This is a genomic window from Planctomycetia bacterium (assembly GCA_015200345.1).
In the GTDB taxonomy this organism is placed as follows: domain Bacteria; phylum Planctomycetota; class Phycisphaerae; order UBA1845; family UTPLA1; genus PLA3.
Genome location: CP054187.1, coordinates 2,487,914 through 2,505,019, shown reverse-complemented (window position 1 = coordinate 2,505,019; position 17,106 = coordinate 2,487,914). Strand labels below are relative to the sequence as shown.

The 17,106-nt window shown below is 64.0% G+C and carries 12 protein-coding genes; 4 read left to right on the top strand and 8 right to left on the bottom strand.

Features of this window, described 5'->3' with window-relative positions; translation table 11 throughout:
• The first annotated feature begins 339 nt into the window (after positions 1-339).
• From HRU71_10250 to nuoD, 4 genes are all read left to right on the top strand, one after another.
• Positions 340-4,917 carry an IPT/TIG domain-containing protein gene (locus tag HRU71_10250; GenBank protein ID QOJ03840.1) on the top strand — a complete coding sequence of 1,526 codons (4,578 nt, stop codon included), beginning with the start codon at positions 340-342 and terminating at the stop codon, positions 4,915-4,917.
• A 185-nt stretch (positions 4,918-5,102) separates the two neighbouring features.
• Entirely contained in the window at positions 5,103-6,080 is a 978-nt protein-coding gene (locus tag HRU71_10245; GenBank protein ID QOJ03839.1) for a hypothetical protein, read from the top strand.
• A 127-nt stretch (positions 6,081-6,207) separates the two neighbouring features.
• Complete coding sequence (locus tag HRU71_10240) at positions 6,208-7,605, top strand: sodium:proton antiporter (GenBank protein ID QOJ03838.1); 1,398 nt, start codon at positions 6,208-6,210, stop codon at positions 7,603-7,605.
• 170 nt (positions 7,606-7,775) lie between these two features.
• Entirely contained in the window at positions 7,776-9,029 is a 1,254-nt protein-coding gene (gene nuoD / locus HRU71_10235) for an NADH dehydrogenase (quinone) subunit D (GenBank protein ID QOJ03837.1), read from the top strand.
• 104 nt (positions 9,030-9,133) lie between these two features.
• Here the strand turns inward: nuoD and HRU71_10230 are convergent, their stop codons facing one another.
• From HRU71_10230 to HRU71_10195, 8 genes are all read right to left on the bottom strand, one after another.
• Entirely contained in the window at positions 9,134-9,463 is a 330-nt protein-coding gene (locus tag HRU71_10230) for a hypothetical protein (protein ID QOJ03836.1), read from the bottom strand.
• 76 nt (positions 9,464-9,539) lie between these two features.
• The gene (locus tag HRU71_10225; GenBank protein ID QOJ03835.1) at positions 9,540-10,313 is read right to left on the bottom strand and encodes a FliA/WhiG family RNA polymerase sigma factor; all 774 of its coding nucleotides are present in this window, start codon (positions 10,311-10,313) and stop codon (positions 9,540-9,542) included.
• A gap of 48 nt (positions 10,314-10,361) precedes the next feature.
• Entirely contained in the window at positions 10,362-10,589 is a 228-nt protein-coding gene (locus HRU71_10220) for a hypothetical protein (GenBank protein ID QOJ03834.1), read from the bottom strand.
• Between the two features lie 147 nt (positions 10,590-10,736).
• The gene (locus HRU71_10215; GenBank protein QOJ03833.1) at positions 10,737-11,645 is read right to left on the bottom strand and encodes a MinD/ParA family protein; all 909 of its coding nucleotides are present in this window, start codon (positions 11,643-11,645) and stop codon (positions 10,737-10,739) included.
• A complete protein-coding gene (gene flhF / locus HRU71_10210) occupies positions 11,642-13,015 on the bottom strand; it encodes a flagellar biosynthesis protein FlhF (protein ID QOJ03832.1) in 1,374 nt (457 codons plus the stop codon). The genes HRU71_10215 and flhF overlap by 4 nt, the downstream gene beginning before the upstream one ends.
• Positions 12,972-15,095, bottom strand: coding sequence for a flagellar biosynthesis protein FlhA (flhA, locus tag HRU71_10205; protein ID QOJ04983.1), 2,124 nt, complete (start codon positions 15,093-15,095; stop codon positions 12,972-12,974). The genes flhF and flhA overlap by 44 nt, the downstream gene beginning before the upstream one ends.
• Before the next feature lie 90 nt (positions 15,096-15,185).
• Positions 15,186-16,274: a flagellar biosynthesis protein FlhB gene (gene flhB / locus HRU71_10200; protein QOJ03831.1), complete on the bottom strand. Its 1,089-nt coding sequence runs from the start codon at positions 16,272-16,274 to the stop codon at positions 15,186-15,188.
• A complete protein-coding gene (locus HRU71_10195; protein QOJ03830.1) occupies positions 16,264-17,064 on the bottom strand; it encodes a flagellar biosynthetic protein FliR in 801 nt (266 codons plus the stop codon). The genes flhB and HRU71_10195 overlap by 11 nt, the downstream gene beginning before the upstream one ends.
• Positions 17,065-17,106 lie beyond the last annotated feature (42 nt).

The following is a 17,106-nucleotide window of genomic DNA, read 5'->3' as shown; positions in this document are numbered from 1 at the left end:
CGCCAATCTGCCCGCTCACGAACTCCCACTGCTCCCCGGAAATTTTGGACCCCACCCTTTTATGGGGACAGCCGGTCCGCGTGGCCGGGCCATCTGCAATTCGGATGCGCGACTTGCAGGGTTTAATAGTGACACTTTGACCGCAACGCGTTAAAATGAGACCGAAGACAGGAAGCAGGAGAGGGGTAATCTTCTTTCCGCGCGCCTTGCCACCGCGACCGTTTCCGGCCAGGTCAGTGCCAGCTCACTGATTTTCAGCTCCTCCTTTTCGCCTGTCTCGATTTTAAACGCGGGTCGGTCCGCGCGTAATCAACGCGCCGGGCCGCGGAGGGAGTCTTTATGAGTCGGTCTCGTCTTCGAATCGTCGCGGTTGCATTCCTGGTTGTTGCGGTCACCGTCACCGCCGGCATGACCGGCGACGGCTGCACGTTCTCGCTGGACAACTCATTAAAACTCTCCCCGGTGAGCGGGCCGACCACCGGCGGGACCGAAGTGACCATCATCGGGCAGAACTTCACGCCGGAGACCGCTGTGCTGTTCGACGAGACGGCCTCGCCGACCGTGAACTATATCAACTCCGGCTTGCTCACCGTCACCACGCCGGCGCACGCAGCCGGCACCGTTGACGTGAAGTTCCGCACAAACGGCGTGATTACCGTCATCCTGCCGCAGGCGTTCACCTACATCGAGCCGCAGGTCGGACTGCCCCCGATGGAGTTCACCAGCATCGCACCCAACACCGGCGCGACCCTCGGCGGCACGCGCGTGACGATCGTCGGCAGCAACTTTGAACCGGGCATGGTCGTCCTGTTCGGCGGCTTCCTCGGCACAAACGTCGCCGTCGTCAACTCCAGCGTCCTCTCGGTGGACGCGCCCGCGCAGGGCGCCGGCGTCGTCAACGTCGTGCTCATTCGACCGGACGGGAACACCCTGACTCTCAACGATGCATTTGTCTATCAGCAGTCGCCGGTCCGCATGCCCGGCGGTCCGCGCGTGGTCAGCGCCGTCTCCACCGGCAACACCAGCGTGCGTGTCACGTTCAACGAATCGGTCGATGCCGGCGCCGCGGACCCCTCGAACTACAGCATCGTGCAGCTCAACGTCCAGCCCGAGGCCGGCGCGCTGCTCGTCACCGCGGCGGTTCCGTCAGACGACGGCACGTCGGTGAGTCTCACCACGTTCCCCCAGAACGAATTGACCTATCTGCTCACCGTCACCAACATCAAAGACGTCGACGGCAACCCCCTTGCCCCGCCGGATATTCTCGTCAACCCGACCCAGGCGACCTTCGCCGGCACACCGCCGATCGACGGCGGACCCGACACCGACGGCGACGGCCTGTCCGACAACGAAGAACAGCGCGGCTGGGTCGTGTTCGTGCGGCTGACCAACGGGCAGGTCGTGTCACGCGATGTCACCAGCGACCCGACGCGGGCCGACAGCGACAACGACGGGCTATCCGACGCCGATGAAAAGGCCATCGGCATCGACCCGCGGAGCAAGGACACCGACGGCGACCAGGTGCAGGACGCACCCGAATGGAACGACTGGTACAGCGACCCCACCGACCAGGACAGCGATCAGGACGGCTTGTCCGACTCGCTCGATCTCTACTTCAAGACCTCACCCATTCTCGCCGACACCGACGGCGATCAGATCTCCGATTCCGATGAGATCACCACGACGAATCGCAACCCGCGCATCAGCGATCTGCCCAAGCCGCGCATCTCGATCGGCAACATCGCGCTCAATCTCGATGTGCGATTCAGCTACACCGACGCCATGGGCAATTCCCAGACCGTCACCGAATCCAAAGGCTCCACCCTGACCAAAGGCAGCGAAACCACGCTCTCCACCAGCGACGAAGACAGCACCAAGGCCTCCATCGAAGTCAGCAACGAACTCGAAGTCTCCGTCGACATCCCCAAGGGCGGCGGATTCAAGAACACCTTCGGCCTCAAGGCCGGCTTCGAGCAGGGTCACACCACCACCGTCAGCGAGGAATCCAAAGAATCTTCCGAGCAGGCCTTCGAGCAATCGTTGAGCACCAGTGCCACCGTGGATGTCTCACGAAGCGTGACGCGCGAAGTGGTCGGCGCCTCGGTGCTCGTCGATGTCACCATCCAGAACGTCTCCTCCATCGCCTTCACCATCGACAACCTCGAAGTCACCGCGCTCCAGCAGAACCCGCAGAACCGAAAGCAGTTCCTCCCCGTTGCCTCCCTGCGCCCGCAGAACCCGAACCTCGGCCCGATCAACCTCGGTCCGCTGGGGCTCGTCTCCGAACGCGGACCCTTCGTCTTCCAGGCCGTCCAGGTCTTCCCCCAGCAGGTGCAGGACCTGATGAAGAACCCGCGCGGCCTGATCCTCAAGCTTGCCAACTTCGACATCACCGATGAACTCGGTCGTAACTTCGCCTTCACCTCCCAGTCCGTCTTCGACCGCACCGCCGGCATCTCCATCGACTACGGCGACGGCACCGTCGAGTCCTTCCGCGTGGCCACGAACAGCACCTTCGACGCCGAAGGCCGCTCCAACGGCATCACCATGGCCTACGCCCTGCAAGACATCCTCAAACTCAAGTTCGGCAACGTCATCCGCGACGGCGGGAACATGATCTGCGACACCACCAAGGCCGGCGACGACGTGCAGGTCAAAGCGCCGGGCTCCGCAGCCGCCATCGATCAAGTGCTCATCACCGCCGGACCCAACGGTGTCCTCGACACCACGCCCGAAGGAGATGACTACGTCGGCGGAACCGGCTATGAAGTGACCCAGGTCATGCGCGACGTGGACGGCGTCATGACGCCGGTCGACATTCTCACGCGCGTGAAAAATACCAAGTCCGGATTCCTCGATGACCCGCTCACCCCTCCGGCGGGCAGCCTCGTCGATCTGGCCATCGACGAAACGCGCACCTTCTGGGTCGTCTTCTCCAACGGCGCGCTCGAAGACAACGCTCCGAACTTCAACGACATCGTCCTGCGGGCCAATGACCAGTTCGCCTTCGCCTTCGTCCAGGACAAGGACTCCGACCAAGTCTATGCCCAGGAAGAATTCATGTACGGCAGCTCCGACAAGAACCCCAACACCGACGGATGCCCCGATGACAACGTCTCCACCCCCACGTACGACGGGACCTGCCCCGGACCCGGCGTCGGCGGCGGACTCGTCCCCTTCGATCTGCTCACCGATTACCAGGAAATCAAGGAAGGCTGGACCGTCTCCGTCGAAGGACAACCCGCTCGCAAGGTCTACTCCGACCCCGTCCAGCCCGATTCCGACGGCGATCAGCTCTTTGACCACGAGGAGCGCGACTGCAAGATCGACCCGCGTCAACGTGACACCGACGAAGACGGCCTCACCGATTACGAGGAGCTGACCGGCTACAACATCAACGAGCAAAGCGGCCTGCTCGTCTTCAACGTGCCCCTCTACAGCGGACTCGCCATCCTCGATGGCGGAAACGGCATCGCCGAAACCACCGCGGCGGGCGACGACGTCTACCTCGGCGGCGCGGCCGGTTTCACCAAGGGCAGCATCGTGGTGCTCCCCGGCGCCAACCTCGCCCTGGACACCACACCCGGCGGCGATGACTTCGTGGCCGCGGCCCATCCCGTCGTGACCGGCTGCATCATCACCAGCGCCGGACTCTCCGTGGAAGGCTACGCCACCGATCCGCTCAATCGCGACACCGACGGCGACGGCATTCTCGACGGCGCCGAAAAGAAACTCAAAATCAACCCCAACAACCCCGCCGACGGCGCGCAGTACCGTGACGCCGACGGCGACGGCGTGGCCGATTTCTTCGAGGTCAACGGCTTCATGGCGTCGATCAACGGCGTGGACGTGCTCGTCACCTCCGACCCGTTCGATCCCGACAGCGACGACGATCGGCTGCCCGACCTCCTCGAACACATCCTCGGCAGCAATCCCAGGAACGTCGACACCGACGGCGACGGCCTCTCGGACTTCAACGAATTCAACGGACCCACGACCTGCATTTCCGTCGCCGACCCGTGCGGCAACTTCAACGCCGGCTGGGGCGAGTTCCAGCTCGCCTGCGCCGATGCGGACAACTGCAACTTCACCCTCCAGGTGCTCGACGACTTCGGCTCGCGCAAGCTCGGTACCAATCTCAACCGGACCGACACCGACGGCGACGGCGTCAACGACAACGTCGAGCTCGATGTCGGCTGGAACGTCAGCGTCGATGGGGCCCTCGCCGTCAACGTGCGCTCCGACCCGCTCGACCCCAACTCCGATACCGATGGCTGGAACGACGGCACCGAGCTGGCCAACCTGACCAACCCCAACCTCTCCGACACCGACGGCGATGGAACCATCGACAGCGCCGAAGGGGCGATCTGCGCCGGCGCCAACTGCCGCAGCCCGCTCTGGCGCGACCAGAAGTACACCTTCACTTACACCATCGTCGAGATCAACGGCGACTGCGATGCCCTCGACAACGATGGCGAGTTCAACTTCCAGTTGCGCATCAAGGGACCGGCCGACGCCAGCTTCAGCACCGTCGCCCATCAGAACAACCTGGGTTACCCGGCCTGCGGCTCGGGCGATGACGAGGGCTGCATCAACGGCGACGGGTATCTGCTCGTCGATGGCAGCTACAACGTCGGCGTCAGCATCGCAAACGCCTACATTGTCCGTTACGGCCAGTCGCTCCAGGTAGCCGGGTTCGTTCAGGAGATTGATGACGGCGCGGATGCCTCGCTGCGTTACGGACCGGCCGGCTGCGATTGCGGATTCGCCGGGTCCATCGACGTCAGCGACAACACCTCGTTCACGCCGCCCAGCGCGACTGCCAACACTTATTCGTGGAGCAAGAGCGGCAACTGTGGAAATCTCGACGAGCAAAGCTACACCTGGACGGTGTATGGAACGCTTGCCATTGAGTAGAACTGGTTTCAAAACGTGGCACAGGCGTCCGGCCTGTGCCGAAGGGAGAGGTCGTCGCGGGGTTAAACAGACACCGGCGGGACGCCGGTGCCACAGAATGAGTTTTGAAGCGCCTTGTAGAAACGCAACGGGCAGGTGCGCCGGGAGCGCTTCCTGCGGCTCATGGAGCGAGGATGGATCGGCTCATGGCTCAAAACGCTAAGCTCACGGCTCCTTGCGGGGTGATGCTTTGCGCGGCGATCGTGTTCTCCGGGCACGTCGCGTGCAATCCCAGCGTGCTGCCGCTCGCCGGGCTCCCCCAGAACCCCGACGGCGAGCCGCCGGCTTTCCAGTGGGATGCCGTACCGACGACGCCCGCAGCGGACGCCTGGCCGACCGGACCGAGCGACGAGGATATCCTCGCCGCCCTGCTTCACGACCTCGACGGCGATGGATTGTTGACGATTGAGGAAATCCAACTGGGCACCGACCCCTTCGACGCCGATACCGACGACGATGGCCTCGGCGACGGCGAAGAGCTGGCTCTCGAAACCGACCCGCTCGATGAGGACAGCGACGACGACGACGTCGAGGACGGCGAAGAGGTGGACGACGAAACGGACCCCAACGACCCCGATACCGACGACGACGGCGCCGACGACGGCGAAGAGAAGGACGAAGACACCGACCCCAACGATCCCGACACCGACGACGACGACGACGACGATGGTGATGAGGACGACTGCGACGGCGATGGCAACGAGGACGACGACGGCGACGGCAAAAGCACCGATGAGGGCGATGACAACGACTGCGAAACCGACCCCAAGGACCCGGATACCGACGACGATGGCTTGAACGATGGCGAGGAGAAGGCCCTGGGCACGAGCGGCGTGAAGGCCGACAGCGACGGCGACGGGTTGAAGGATGGCGAAGAAGTGGCGATGGGAATCGACCCGATGGATTCCGATTCAGATGATGACGGCGCGTCCGACGGCCTGGAGGTCATGGGCAACCCGTTCACGGGGCATACGAGCGACCCGATGGACGATGACAGCGACGACGACGGCGTCGGCGATGGCGAAGAGCACGAACGCCATATGAATCCGGGAAGCTCGGACAGCGATGGCGATGGCGTGGAAGACGGGACGGATACGCAGCCGACGGATCCATCGATGCCCTAGCAGTTTTCCACGGCTCCGAGCAACGCCGGATCGGCCCCGCAGTGCGGGATTTCACGATCTAAACTATTGGCCGGGGGCGGTTTGGCCGAAACATTAGTGCGGGTGCTGGGGAACATGGAGGTTCCTCGTGCTGACCAGCGCAATTCTTGCCGACACCGGCCACGCCGCCACGACCGTTCCCGGGCTCGCCAGCGTCGTGCCCTTCGTCATCCTCCTGCTCTGCATCGCCATCCTGCCGCTCGTTCACAAGACGTCCCACTGGTGGGAGCACAACAAGAACAAGCTGATCGTGGCCCTCTCCCTCGGGCTTGTGACAATCGTCTATTACCAGATACGCGGTTACGGCATCCTCCACGGCGACCACGCCACAGACCCGGGCATCAAGACCGTCCTCGCCGTGCTGGATCACGCGATCCTCGGCGAGTTCATCCCGTTCATCTCGCTTTTGTTCAGCCTGTACGTCATCTCCGGCGGCATCCGCGTGAAGGGCGACATCCCCGCGCACCCGATCACCAACACCGTCTTTCTCGCCATCGGCGGCGTGCTCGCCAGCTTCATCGGGACCACCGGCGCCTCCATGTTGCTCATCCGGCCCGTGCTGCGCACCAACTCCGAGCGCAAACATGTCGTCCACACCGTCATTTTCTTCATCTTCATCGTCAGCAACATCGGCGGCTGCCTGCTGCCCATCGGCGACCCGCCGCTTTTCCTGGGCTACCTCAAGGGCGTGCCCTTCCTCTGGACCTTCAAGCTCTGGAAGGAATGGGCTTTCTGCCTCGTTGTGCTGCTGGTGATCTACTACGTCTGGGACACCGTCGCGTACAGGAAGGAGAGCAAGCAGGCCGTCACGCTCGACGAGACGCGCGTCACGCCGATCGGCATCGACGGCAAGATCAACTTCCTCTGGCTGGCCGGCGTGGTATTCGTGACGGGCACCATGGACCCGACCAAGCCGTTCCTCGGCACCGGCTGGACGCCGTTCCCCTTCCTGCGCGAGTTGCTCCAGACCGCTTTCGTCGGCTTGTCCCTCGTAACCACCGGCAAGGGCGTCCGCGCCGCGAATCACTTCAGCTACACGGCGATCGTTGAAGTGGCGTGCCTTTTCATTGGCATCTTCATCTGCATGCAGGCGCCGATCGAGATTCTCAACCTTCAGGGCGCCAGGCTCGGCGTCGATACGCCGCACAAATTCTTCTGGGCTACCGGCGTCCTTTCCAGTTTCCTTGATAACGCCCCGACCTACGTCGTCTTCTTTGAAACGGCCAACGCCCTCACCCACGAACCCGGCCCCGGCATCCTCACCCTGCTTAGCGGCCATTTCATCCGCGAGGACCTGCTCATCGCCATCAGTCTCGGCGCGGTCTTCATGGGCGCGAACACCTACATCGGCAACGGGCCGAACTTCATGGTCAAGTCCATCGCCGAGCACGCTCGCATCAAGATGCCCTCGTTCTTCGGCTACATGGGCTACAGCGTTTGCATCCTGATCCCGGTCTTCTTCGCGGTCATGTTCCTGTTCGTGTAAGGAGCGGGATCAAGAGCCATGGGCTGCGAGCTGGCAACCATGGGCCTGTCCAACATCCCTTCGTGCCTGTGGGATCCCATGCCTCGTTGAGCCATTCCCCGCTTCCGCTACAATGCTCGCGGCCAACCGCACATGGCTCGCGACCAACGCCTTCCAATGGACCCGGTCCCATGACAACCCTCACCGACCTTCAACCGACGACGCTCCAGCGCGACGATCTCGGCGGCGATCTGTGGACCCTTAACTTCGGCCCGCAGCACCCGGCCACGCACACTACCCTGCGCCTCGTGCTTGAATTGGACGGCGAGACCGTCGTCGGCTGCACGCCGCACATCGGTTACCTGCACAGCGGCTTCGAGAAGCTGGGCGAGCACTTGAACTACGATCAGTACGTCGTCGTCACCGATCGCATGAATTACATCAGCCCGATGGCCAACAACATCGCCTGGCACACCGCCTGCGAAAAGCTATTCGGCATCGAGCTGACGCCGCGCTGCAAGGCGATTCGCACCATCATCGCCGAACTGGCCCGCATCCAGGACCATCTGCTCTGCCTCGGCACGGCCGGGCTGGACCTGGGCGGCTTCACGGCGTTCCTCTACGCCTTCAACGAGCGCGAATACATTTATGACCTGTTTGAGGAAGTCTGCGGGGCTCGCTTCACCACGAGTTACACGCGCGTCGGCGGATTGATGTACGACATCCCCCCGGAATGGCCCGACCACGTGAAGGCGTTCATTAAACGGCTCCCAAACGCACTCAACGATTTTGAATCGCTGCTCACGCGCAATCGCATCTTCGTCGAACGCACGCGCGGCATCGGCGTGCTCTCAAAGGAAGACGCCATCGCGTGGAGCTGGACCGGCCCCCTGGCGCGATCGGCCGGCGTGGTGCGCGATCTGCGAAAGGACGAACCCTACCTGTGCTATGCCGACAACTGGGACGGCAAGGGTTCCAGCGGGGTGGATTTCAAGGTGCCCATTGCCACCGGCGGCGACGTGTTCGACCGTTACCTTGTGCGGCTGGAGGAGATGCGCCAGTCGATCCATATCATCCAGCAACTTATCGATAATATCCCGAGCGGCCCGGTCAACGTCCTGCCCAACGCCAAGACCGCCCTGCCCGACAAGCGTGAAGTCTATTTCTCCATCGAGGGATTGATCCATCACTTCGAGAGGATCATGACCAACCGCGGCTTTGAGCCGCCCATCGGCGAAGCCTACGGCGTAAACGAAACCGCCAACGGCGAACTGGGCTTCTATCTCGCCTCCGACGGCGGCAACACGCCTTACCGCGCTCGCTGCCGCCCGCCGAGTTTCATCAACTACCAGGTGTTTCCCAAACTGGTGATCGGCCACTGCATCAGCGACATCGTCGCCGTACTCGGCAGTTTGAACATCATCGCGGCGGAGCTGGACCGATGAGCGAAGCCGCTGTGAGCACTGCGGTACCGTGGCACCGCGGCACTGCGTCACAGGCCTCTCGCCTGTGATGGGTGGTTCACCCGCTGTGTCCCCATTGCGACCATTCACGCCGACAAGTCGATGTGCACGCGGCCGGAATCGTCCACGGTCACGCCCGAGGTTTCGTTCGAGGCATCGTCCTCCGCTGGCGCTTCTTCGTGGTTTGCATCGTGTCGTCCCTGCCCCCCGGCCCCGCCGCCGGAATCGGAATGGATCTGCGTGTCGGTATCGGTGGCTTCGATTTCGAGTTCGACCAGGGCGTCCGGCCCGCCGGTGAGCTTGCGCGTCGTCTCGGTCGAGGCCTGCCTGGCGGTCTCCACGTCCTTCGCGGCGTTGCGCTGCACGACGCCCGACTGGAGCACCGAGGCAATGGCGTTGGGGGGAATGGCGGACACGATTCAAACACCTGAATCAATGGGTGGTGCGGGCGTCTCGCCCGTCAACAGGCGCCGCATTGTTTGCCCCGCCGCGTCAGAGACGAAACTCCTTGTCGCGCTGGCGAAGCTGAAAACGCAGGCGTTCCACGATCGCCGAATGCATCTGACTGACGCGGCTCTCCGAAAGGTCCAGCGTCAGGCCGATCTCCTTCATGGTCATCTCTTCATAGTAATACAGGATCAGAATCAGGCGCTCCGTGGATGAGAGGCCTTTCTGGATCAACTGCTTCAGATCGGCCTTCTGGAGCTCCCTGACCGGGTCCTCGGCGCTCTGGTCCTTGATGACGTCGATTTCCGTCAGGTCGCGCGATGAATCGCCGCCGTACGCCTTGCGCGACAGACTGGTCATCGAGACCGCCAGCGAATCGCGCGACATGCGGTCGTACTCCTCGGCCGACACCCCGATGCGCTCGGCCACTTCGCGCTCGCTGGGGATGCGCCCCAGTTCGCTTTGCAGGGCCTTGGTGGCGCTTTGAATCTTTTGCGACCGGTTGCGCACGAGCCGCGGCACCCAGTCCATCGAGCGCAGCTCGTCGAGGATCGCCCCGCGCACGCGCGGCGAGCAGTAGGTCTCGAACTTCACGCCGCGGTCCAGATCAAACGCGTCGATCGCGTCGATCAGGCCGAACATGCCCGCCGAGATCAGATCGTCCACGTCCACCTCGGTCGGCAGCTTGGCATGCACGCGCTCGGCATTGAACCGCACGATGTGCATGTACTGCTCGATGAGCTGGTTTCGCAGCGCCTGGGTCGGTTCCTTCTTGTACTGCTTCCAAATCGCTTTGACATCCGTCTCGGTCTGTACCATCCCACATGCTCCTGCCGCGACATTTCATCGCGCGATTCACCGGGCGATTCACACACCACGTGGCGACGGCGGCGCTGCTGCACCCTCCGCGCCCACGCTGTCAGGCTCCGCCTGGTCACTCGCCGAATCCTCCGGCAGGTTGATGTTTTCTTTCATGATGGCCAGCCCCAGCCAGCCCGCAGCCGATCCCAACGCCACGCCCGCCGCCATGCCCACGACCGAACGCAACAGCAGCCCCTGCACCTCCGTGCCGGCCAGCAGTCCGTGCGTGAGCATTGCACAGAAGACGGTCAATCCGCAACAAGCACCGCACAACCGCACCAAGCGTGACACTCCACCACGTTGCCATGCCGGACCGCCCGTGCCGCGCGCGGGATCCGGATCTTGTCCACGGTGTGGCATCGGCGAAGTTCGCGGACCAGTTCAGCAGAAAAATCGTGTAACGCGATGGAAGAATCCGTGACGCCCCGCCAGCCCTACCGCGCGCCCTTCCATCCGCTCTGCCAGTATTGCCAACGCCTTGGCCGCAGGGCTGCGCGGATACCGCTCCACCACCGGTACGCGCATCCGAACCGCCTGGCTCACGTGCCCGTCGCGCGGAATCTGCCCGATCACGTCCACCGTCGCATTCAAAAATCGCCTCGCCACCCCTGCCACTCGCTCGGCGCACTCCCGGCCCTCGCGGTAGCCGCCCGCCTGGTTCACGAGCAATCCCAGCGTTCCTCGCGCCGGCTGGTGCTGCATCGCCTTGATCAGCGCGTAGGCATCCGTCATGGCTGGCGGTTCGGGCGTGAGCACCACGAGCACATCATCCGCCGCAGCGGCGAAGGCGACGACGTTTTGCGAAATACCCGCTCCGCAGTCGATCAGAATCAAATCACAGGCGGACTCCAGCCCCGTCAATTGCTCGATCAACGCGCCCCGCGCGCGCGGGTCCAGGTCCGCCACCGCGCTCATCCCGGACGCTCCACGCAGCACGCGCAGGCCCGGCCGCACCGCCATCAGCACGTCGTCCACCGATCGGCGGCCGCTCGCGACGTGCGACAGGTCATAGGGCGAGGCGAGTTTCATCAGCACATCGACGTTGGCCGTGCCGAGGTCGGCGTCGATCAGCACAACGCGCCGGCGCAGACGGGCCAGGCAGATGCCGAGGTTGACTGCTACATTTGTCTTGCCGACGCCCCCCTTGCCGCTGGCGATCGCGATCACGCGCGCGGCGCGCGGCGCTTCGTGCATCGCCGGGACCGGACGAATCCCCGCATCCGCGCTCGACCCGCTGCGCGCCATCAGATCGCGCAGTCGACTGGCCTGATCCAGCGGCAACGCACTCACGCGATGTACCCCTCCTTCCGCCGTGCCGCGCCGAGCGGCAAAGTCGAATCCTCCGGGTCCGCCGTCGCGCCGCCGACGATCAACCGCGCGACGCGATGCGCCGCCGCCGGCTCGATGTCGTCCGGCACCGTCTGGCCCGTCGTGAAGTACGACATGCGCAGGCCCGTCTTGTGCAGCACGTTGAGCAATACGCCGAACCCCACCGCTTCATCCAGCTTCGTGAACACCACGTGTCGCGCGCCGACCTGCGCAAACCGTTCCATCGCCTCGCGCAGCGCCGATTCTCCGGCCGTGCTCGAGAGAACAAGGTGAATCTGATCGGGCTGCGCGGCGGCGAGAAACTCTTTCAATTCCGCCAGCCTCGCCCCATCGCGCTGACTCCGCCCGGCCGTGTCAATCAGAATGACATCAACGCTCGAAAGCTTCTGGATCGCCTCCCGCATCGCCTGCGGCGTCAGCACCGGCTCCATGGGGATGCGCAGGATTCGAGCATACGTCGCGAGCTGCTCGACCGCCGCAATCCGGTAATGATCCTGCGTGATCAGGCCTGCCCGACGCCCTTCACGCAACGTCAGGTTCGCGGCCAGCTTCGCGATCGTCGTCGTCTTCCCCACGCCCGTCGGGCCGACCAGCGCGATCACCGTCGGCTGCCCGTCGCCGCGCAAGGTCAGCGCCTCGGCGGGCGGCATCATCTCGGCGATGCAACGCGTCAGTTCAGCCTCCACGCGCTGCTGGAACTCCGGCGAGCCCGAAGACCGCTCCGAAGGCGGGAGACCTACAGTTGCCTCTGCGACGCGATCGATCAGCTCCTTCGCCAGTTCGTCCGCAACCTGCTGGCCGATCACGCGCGAATAATGTTGCACCAATTCAGCGGGAACATCCGGCGTGCGATTCGCGGGCGCTCGGCTCGAAAGCTCCTCCACCATCGCGCGAATCGCGCTGATCTCCTCCAGCAACGCGGCGTCATCCAGACGCGGTGCGGCCGGTATCGGTGCCGGTTTTATCGACCCCTTTGACGGCGGCAGCGGGCCTGGTACAACGTTGCCGGAATCCACTTGGGTCAATCGCGGCGCCGCGTGGAGTGTCCCCATGCCCGCATCCGGAGGCCGGCGCGGCACGCCAAGCCGACTCGGTTGACTCGGTTGATTCGATCGGCTCGATTCGCCGCTTTCTCGCGCCCGAACAATCGGCACGCGCGAATCCGCCGTCGCCGTGATCTCAATCTCCGTGTGCGCGCCCAGACCCAGCAACCCGCCGCGCTGGATCGACCGCGTGTGCAGGATGACCGCATCCCGCCCCAGCGCCGCCTTCACGCGCGCCAGCGCTTCAGGCATGGACCGGCCGCGAAACGTCTTCAGTTGCGTCGACAAGCGTCACCATCCCATGCGTCCGCACGCTTACCCCGCGGACAATTTCCCCATACCCCAGCACCGCCACCGTCGGCAGCGCCGATTCGATCAGCCTTCTCACCCACATGCGCACCTGCGGCGACGCGAACACGACCGGCTGCGCGCCGCCCGTCTTGGCGGCCGCGCCGTCCAGCTCTCGCCGAATATCTCCGACAATCCGGTGCGCCGTCGCCGGCGGCAACGTCAGATACGAACCTCGGTCGGTCCGCTCGACGTGCGCGAGGATGGCGTCCTCCAGCGCGGTATCGAGCGTGATTCCGTGGATCGTGTTCGTCGCGTCCTTGTGCAATTCGCAGATCGTCCGCGCCAGCGCCGCTCGCACGTATTCCGCCAGCACCTCGGCGTCCTTCGTCCGGCCGGCCCAGTCGCCCAGCGTCTCGAGTATCGTCTCCAGATCGCGCACCGGAACGCGCTCGCGCAGCAGATGCTGCAACACCGACTGCACATCGCCCAGCTTCAGCAGGTCCGGTACGACCTCCTCGACCAGCTTCGGCGATTTCTCCTTCAGATGATCCAGCAGCTTGCTCACGTCCTGCCGCGTCAGCAGCTCCGACGCATGGCGGCGAATCACCTCGGTCAGGTGCGTCGACAGCACGCTGCTCGTTTCGACAACCGTATAGTTTCGCAGCTCCGCCGTCGCCCGGTCGGCCTCCGTGATCCACACCGCGGGCAGGTTGAAGGCCGGCTCGACCGCGTCGATCCCGCGCACCGGCTCCGACACCGCACCCGAATCGATCGCCAGCAGGTAGCCGGGCATCAGCTCTCCCTTGGCGATCGCCGCGCCGCGCAGTTTCACGCTGTACTGATTCGGCTCGAGCTGCACGTTATCGCGAATGCGAATCGGCGGTACGATCAGCCCCAGCTCCGTCGCCATCTGCCGGCGGATGTTCCCGATCCGGTCAAGCAAATCCCCGCCCTGCTTGCGATCCACCAGCCGCACCAGTCCGTAACCGACCTCCAGTTCCATCGCGTCGACGCCCAGCAGCGTTTCGATCTTTTCCGGCTCCTTCGGTTTGGCCGCCTTCGCCCGAACCGCAGCCTGTTCGTCCTTCTTCGCTCGGCCGAACAGGACGTACCCCAGCCCGCCGACGCCAATCCCCATCGCCGCGAGCGGCGCCTTGGGCAGCGGCGTGAACAGCAAAATCCCCAGGAACGCCGACGACAGCACCATCGAGATCGGGCGCGACGTGATCTGACCGATCAACTCCTCCCCCATGTTGGTCTTGGCGGTGCTCCGGGTGATGATCATGCCCGCGGCGATGGAGATGAGAAACGCGGGAATCTGGGCCACCAGTCCGTCACCAATTGTCAGCCGCGTGAAGACGCTCAAGCAATCCATGATCGGCATTCCCTTTTCGACCATGCCGACGTAGATGCCGCCCAGGATGTTGATCAGCGTGATGACCACGCCGGCGATGGCGTCGCCGCGAACGAACTTGCTGGCTCCATCCATCGCTCCGTAGAAGTCCGCCTCGCGCGTGATATTCTCGCGCCGCCGGCGCGCTTCCTCCTCGTTGATCAGGCCCGCCGACAGATCGGCGTCGATCGCCATCTGCTTGCCGGGCATCGCGTCGAGCGTGAACCGCGCCGCAACCTCGGCGATACGCGTCGCACCTTTCGTGATGACCACAAACTGAATCACGGAAATGATCAGAAAAATAATGATGCCCACCGGCAGCGAGCCGGCCGCCACGAACTCCGCGAACTCGCGAATGACGTGCCCCGCCGCGTTCATGCCCTGATCGGCGTTGGTCAGGATCAGCCGCGTCGTCGCCGTATTCAGCACGAGCCGCAGCAGCGTCAGCGCCAGCAGCAACGACGGAAACGACGAGAACTCCAGCGGCCCGTTCATGTACATGACCGTCAGCAGCACCAGCGCCGACAACGTGACGTTGGCGATCAGCAGGAAATCCAGCATCGCCGTCGGCAGCGGGATGAGGATGACCAGCACCAGCGACATCGCCAGCATCGGCAGAATGATGCCCCGCTGCTCGTGCAGGAACGCGGCCGCGCGCCCGATGGCGGCGCCGCTGCCGCCCATTCGCGATCCCGCAGGGTCCGCTTGTTTTACTGCCGTCGCCATGTCATTTTCTCAAGCCGAACGTCCGCGTTCCGAAACTCAAGCCGCGACTCACGCCGCCGTGCCGCGACGCATCGACCGCGCCTTGCCCGACAGCTCGTACACGTACGCAAGCACTTCCGCGATCGCCTTGTAAAACTGTTCGGGGATCTCCTGCCCGACTTCCACCATCTTGTACAACGCCTGCGCCAACGGCTTGCGCTCCAGAATCGGCACGCCGCTGGCGATCGCCACTTCGCGAATCTTCGCCGCGATCAAATCTGCCCCCTTGGCCACGACCTTCGGTGCCGCCATCGACTTCTGGTCGTACTGGATCGCCACGGCCAGCTCCGTCGGGTTCGTCACCACCACGTCGGCCGTCGGCACCGCCTTGCGAATCTGCTGCATCAGCGCGACGAACTGCATCTTTCGCCGGCGCGATTTGATGATCGGATCGCCCTCCATGCTGCGCATCTCCTCCTTCACCTCGTGCTTGGTCATGCGCAAATCGGCTTCGAACTTTCTCCGTTGATAGGCGTAGTCCAACAACGCCAGCACCACCAGCACAATCGCTATGCGCAGTCCCAAGTCGTACAGCACGTCCGCCAGCAGCCCGAGTTGCTCCCATCCGCCGACCGCCATCGCCATCAGAATGCGCCCGCTGTGGTCCATCGCGGCCTGATACACGAAGTACGACACGACTAGCAGTTTCAGCAGGTTCATCACCAACTGCATGCCCGTACGACCGCTGAACAGTTTGCCGAAGCCGCTGATCGGATTGAGCCGGCTCACGTTCGGCGCCAGCGCCGTGCTCGATACGAGGATGCCGACTTGCACAAGATTCGATAGCGCCGCCACGACCACCAGCCCCAGCATGATCGGCCCCACCGCCACCAGCAGCGTCATGCCGATCGCCGCGAGCAGGACCGGCATGTCGAGCCGCGCCGCCGTCGCGGGATCGTGCATCGTCAACTGCGCCGACATGAAATCCATCAGCGCGGTCATCAGGCGCGGACCGAACAACTTCAGGCTGACCAGCCCGCCCAGCAGCAGCAACGCCGAGGTCAGATCAGCGCTGCGCGCAACCTGACCCTTCTCGCGCGCTTCGAAGCGACGCCGCGGCGTCGGGGCCTCGGTCCGGTCTTGTCGATCATCCGCCACGCGTCAGACCCTCCGCGGCGACTTGCCAGGATCGCCCCACCGAATCGAGACTCTCGCTGGCCGTATCGGCAATCAGATTGCCCGAGTACGCCATCGTCGCGGCCACGGCGATCAAGCCGACCGCGACCTTGAATGCAAAACCGACCGACAGGATGTTTAACTGCGGCATCGTCTTCGTCAGGAAGCCCAGCACGAGCGACGTCGCCAGCAGCGCCAGCACCGATGGTCCTGCCAGACGCAGCGCCACCTCGAACATGCTCGTCGCCAGACCGGCGGCGACATCCAGCAGCCCCGCATCCAGCGCCAGGCTCATCGGCGGCACTAGCTCAAAGCTCCCCAGCAACGCCGACACGACGGCCAGATGTCCGCGAAACGCAAAGAAAAACATCAGCGCCCCGAAAAACCACAACTGATCGAGCACGGTCGTCTCTTCATCGAGCATCGGGTTGAACACCTGCCCCAGCGAAAGGCCCGCCTGCTGACTCACGACGTTGCCCGCCATCTGCGCCGCGAACAGCGCTGCACCCGCCGCCAACCCCAGCAGCTCGCCGATCAGAAATTCCGATGCCAGACCGGTCGCCGCCTGCGTGAGTGAGACATCCGTCGGCAACATCGGCATCACGACGGGAAACGCGACGAAGCCCAGCGTCACCGCGAGCAGCACCTTGACCATCGCCGGGATCTGCGTATTCGAGAACATCGGCACCGCCACGACCGCGCCGGCCGTGCGCGCCAGCACCATCATGAAGGCCGGCAGGAGCATCTCGAGTTGCAACAAGCTCAAAGGCATGGGTCGGACGATTCCGCGTTTCGACATCTCAACAGTTTGGCG

Bases quoted from the DNA above. Each gene is read 5' to 3' on its own strand.
- HRU71_10250 (QOJ03840.1), top strand. From the start codon at position 340: ATGAGTCGGTCTCGTCTTCGAATCGTCGCGGTTGCATTCCTGGTTGTT.
- HRU71_10245 (QOJ03839.1), top strand. From the start codon at position 5,103: ATGGCTCAAAACGCTAAGCTCACGGCTCCTTGCGGGGTGATGCTTTGC.
- nuoD (QOJ03837.1), top strand. From the start codon at position 7,776: ATGACAACCCTCACCGACCTTCAACCGACGACGCTCCAGCGCGACGAT.
- HRU71_10225 (QOJ03835.1), bottom strand. From the start codon at position 10,313: ATGGTACAGACCGAGACGGATGTCAAAGCGATTTGGAAGCAGTACAAG.
- HRU71_10220 (QOJ03834.1), bottom strand. From the start codon at position 10,589: ATGCTCACGCACGGACTGCTGGCCGGCACGGAGGTGCAGGGGCTGCTG.
- flhA (QOJ04983.1), bottom strand. From the start codon at position 15,095: ATGGGCGGCAGCGGCGCCGCCATCGGGCGCGCGGCCGCGTTCCTGCAC.
- HRU71_10195 (QOJ03830.1), bottom strand. From the start codon at position 17,064: ATGCCTTTGAGCTTGTTGCAACTCGAGATGCTCCTGCCGGCCTTCATG.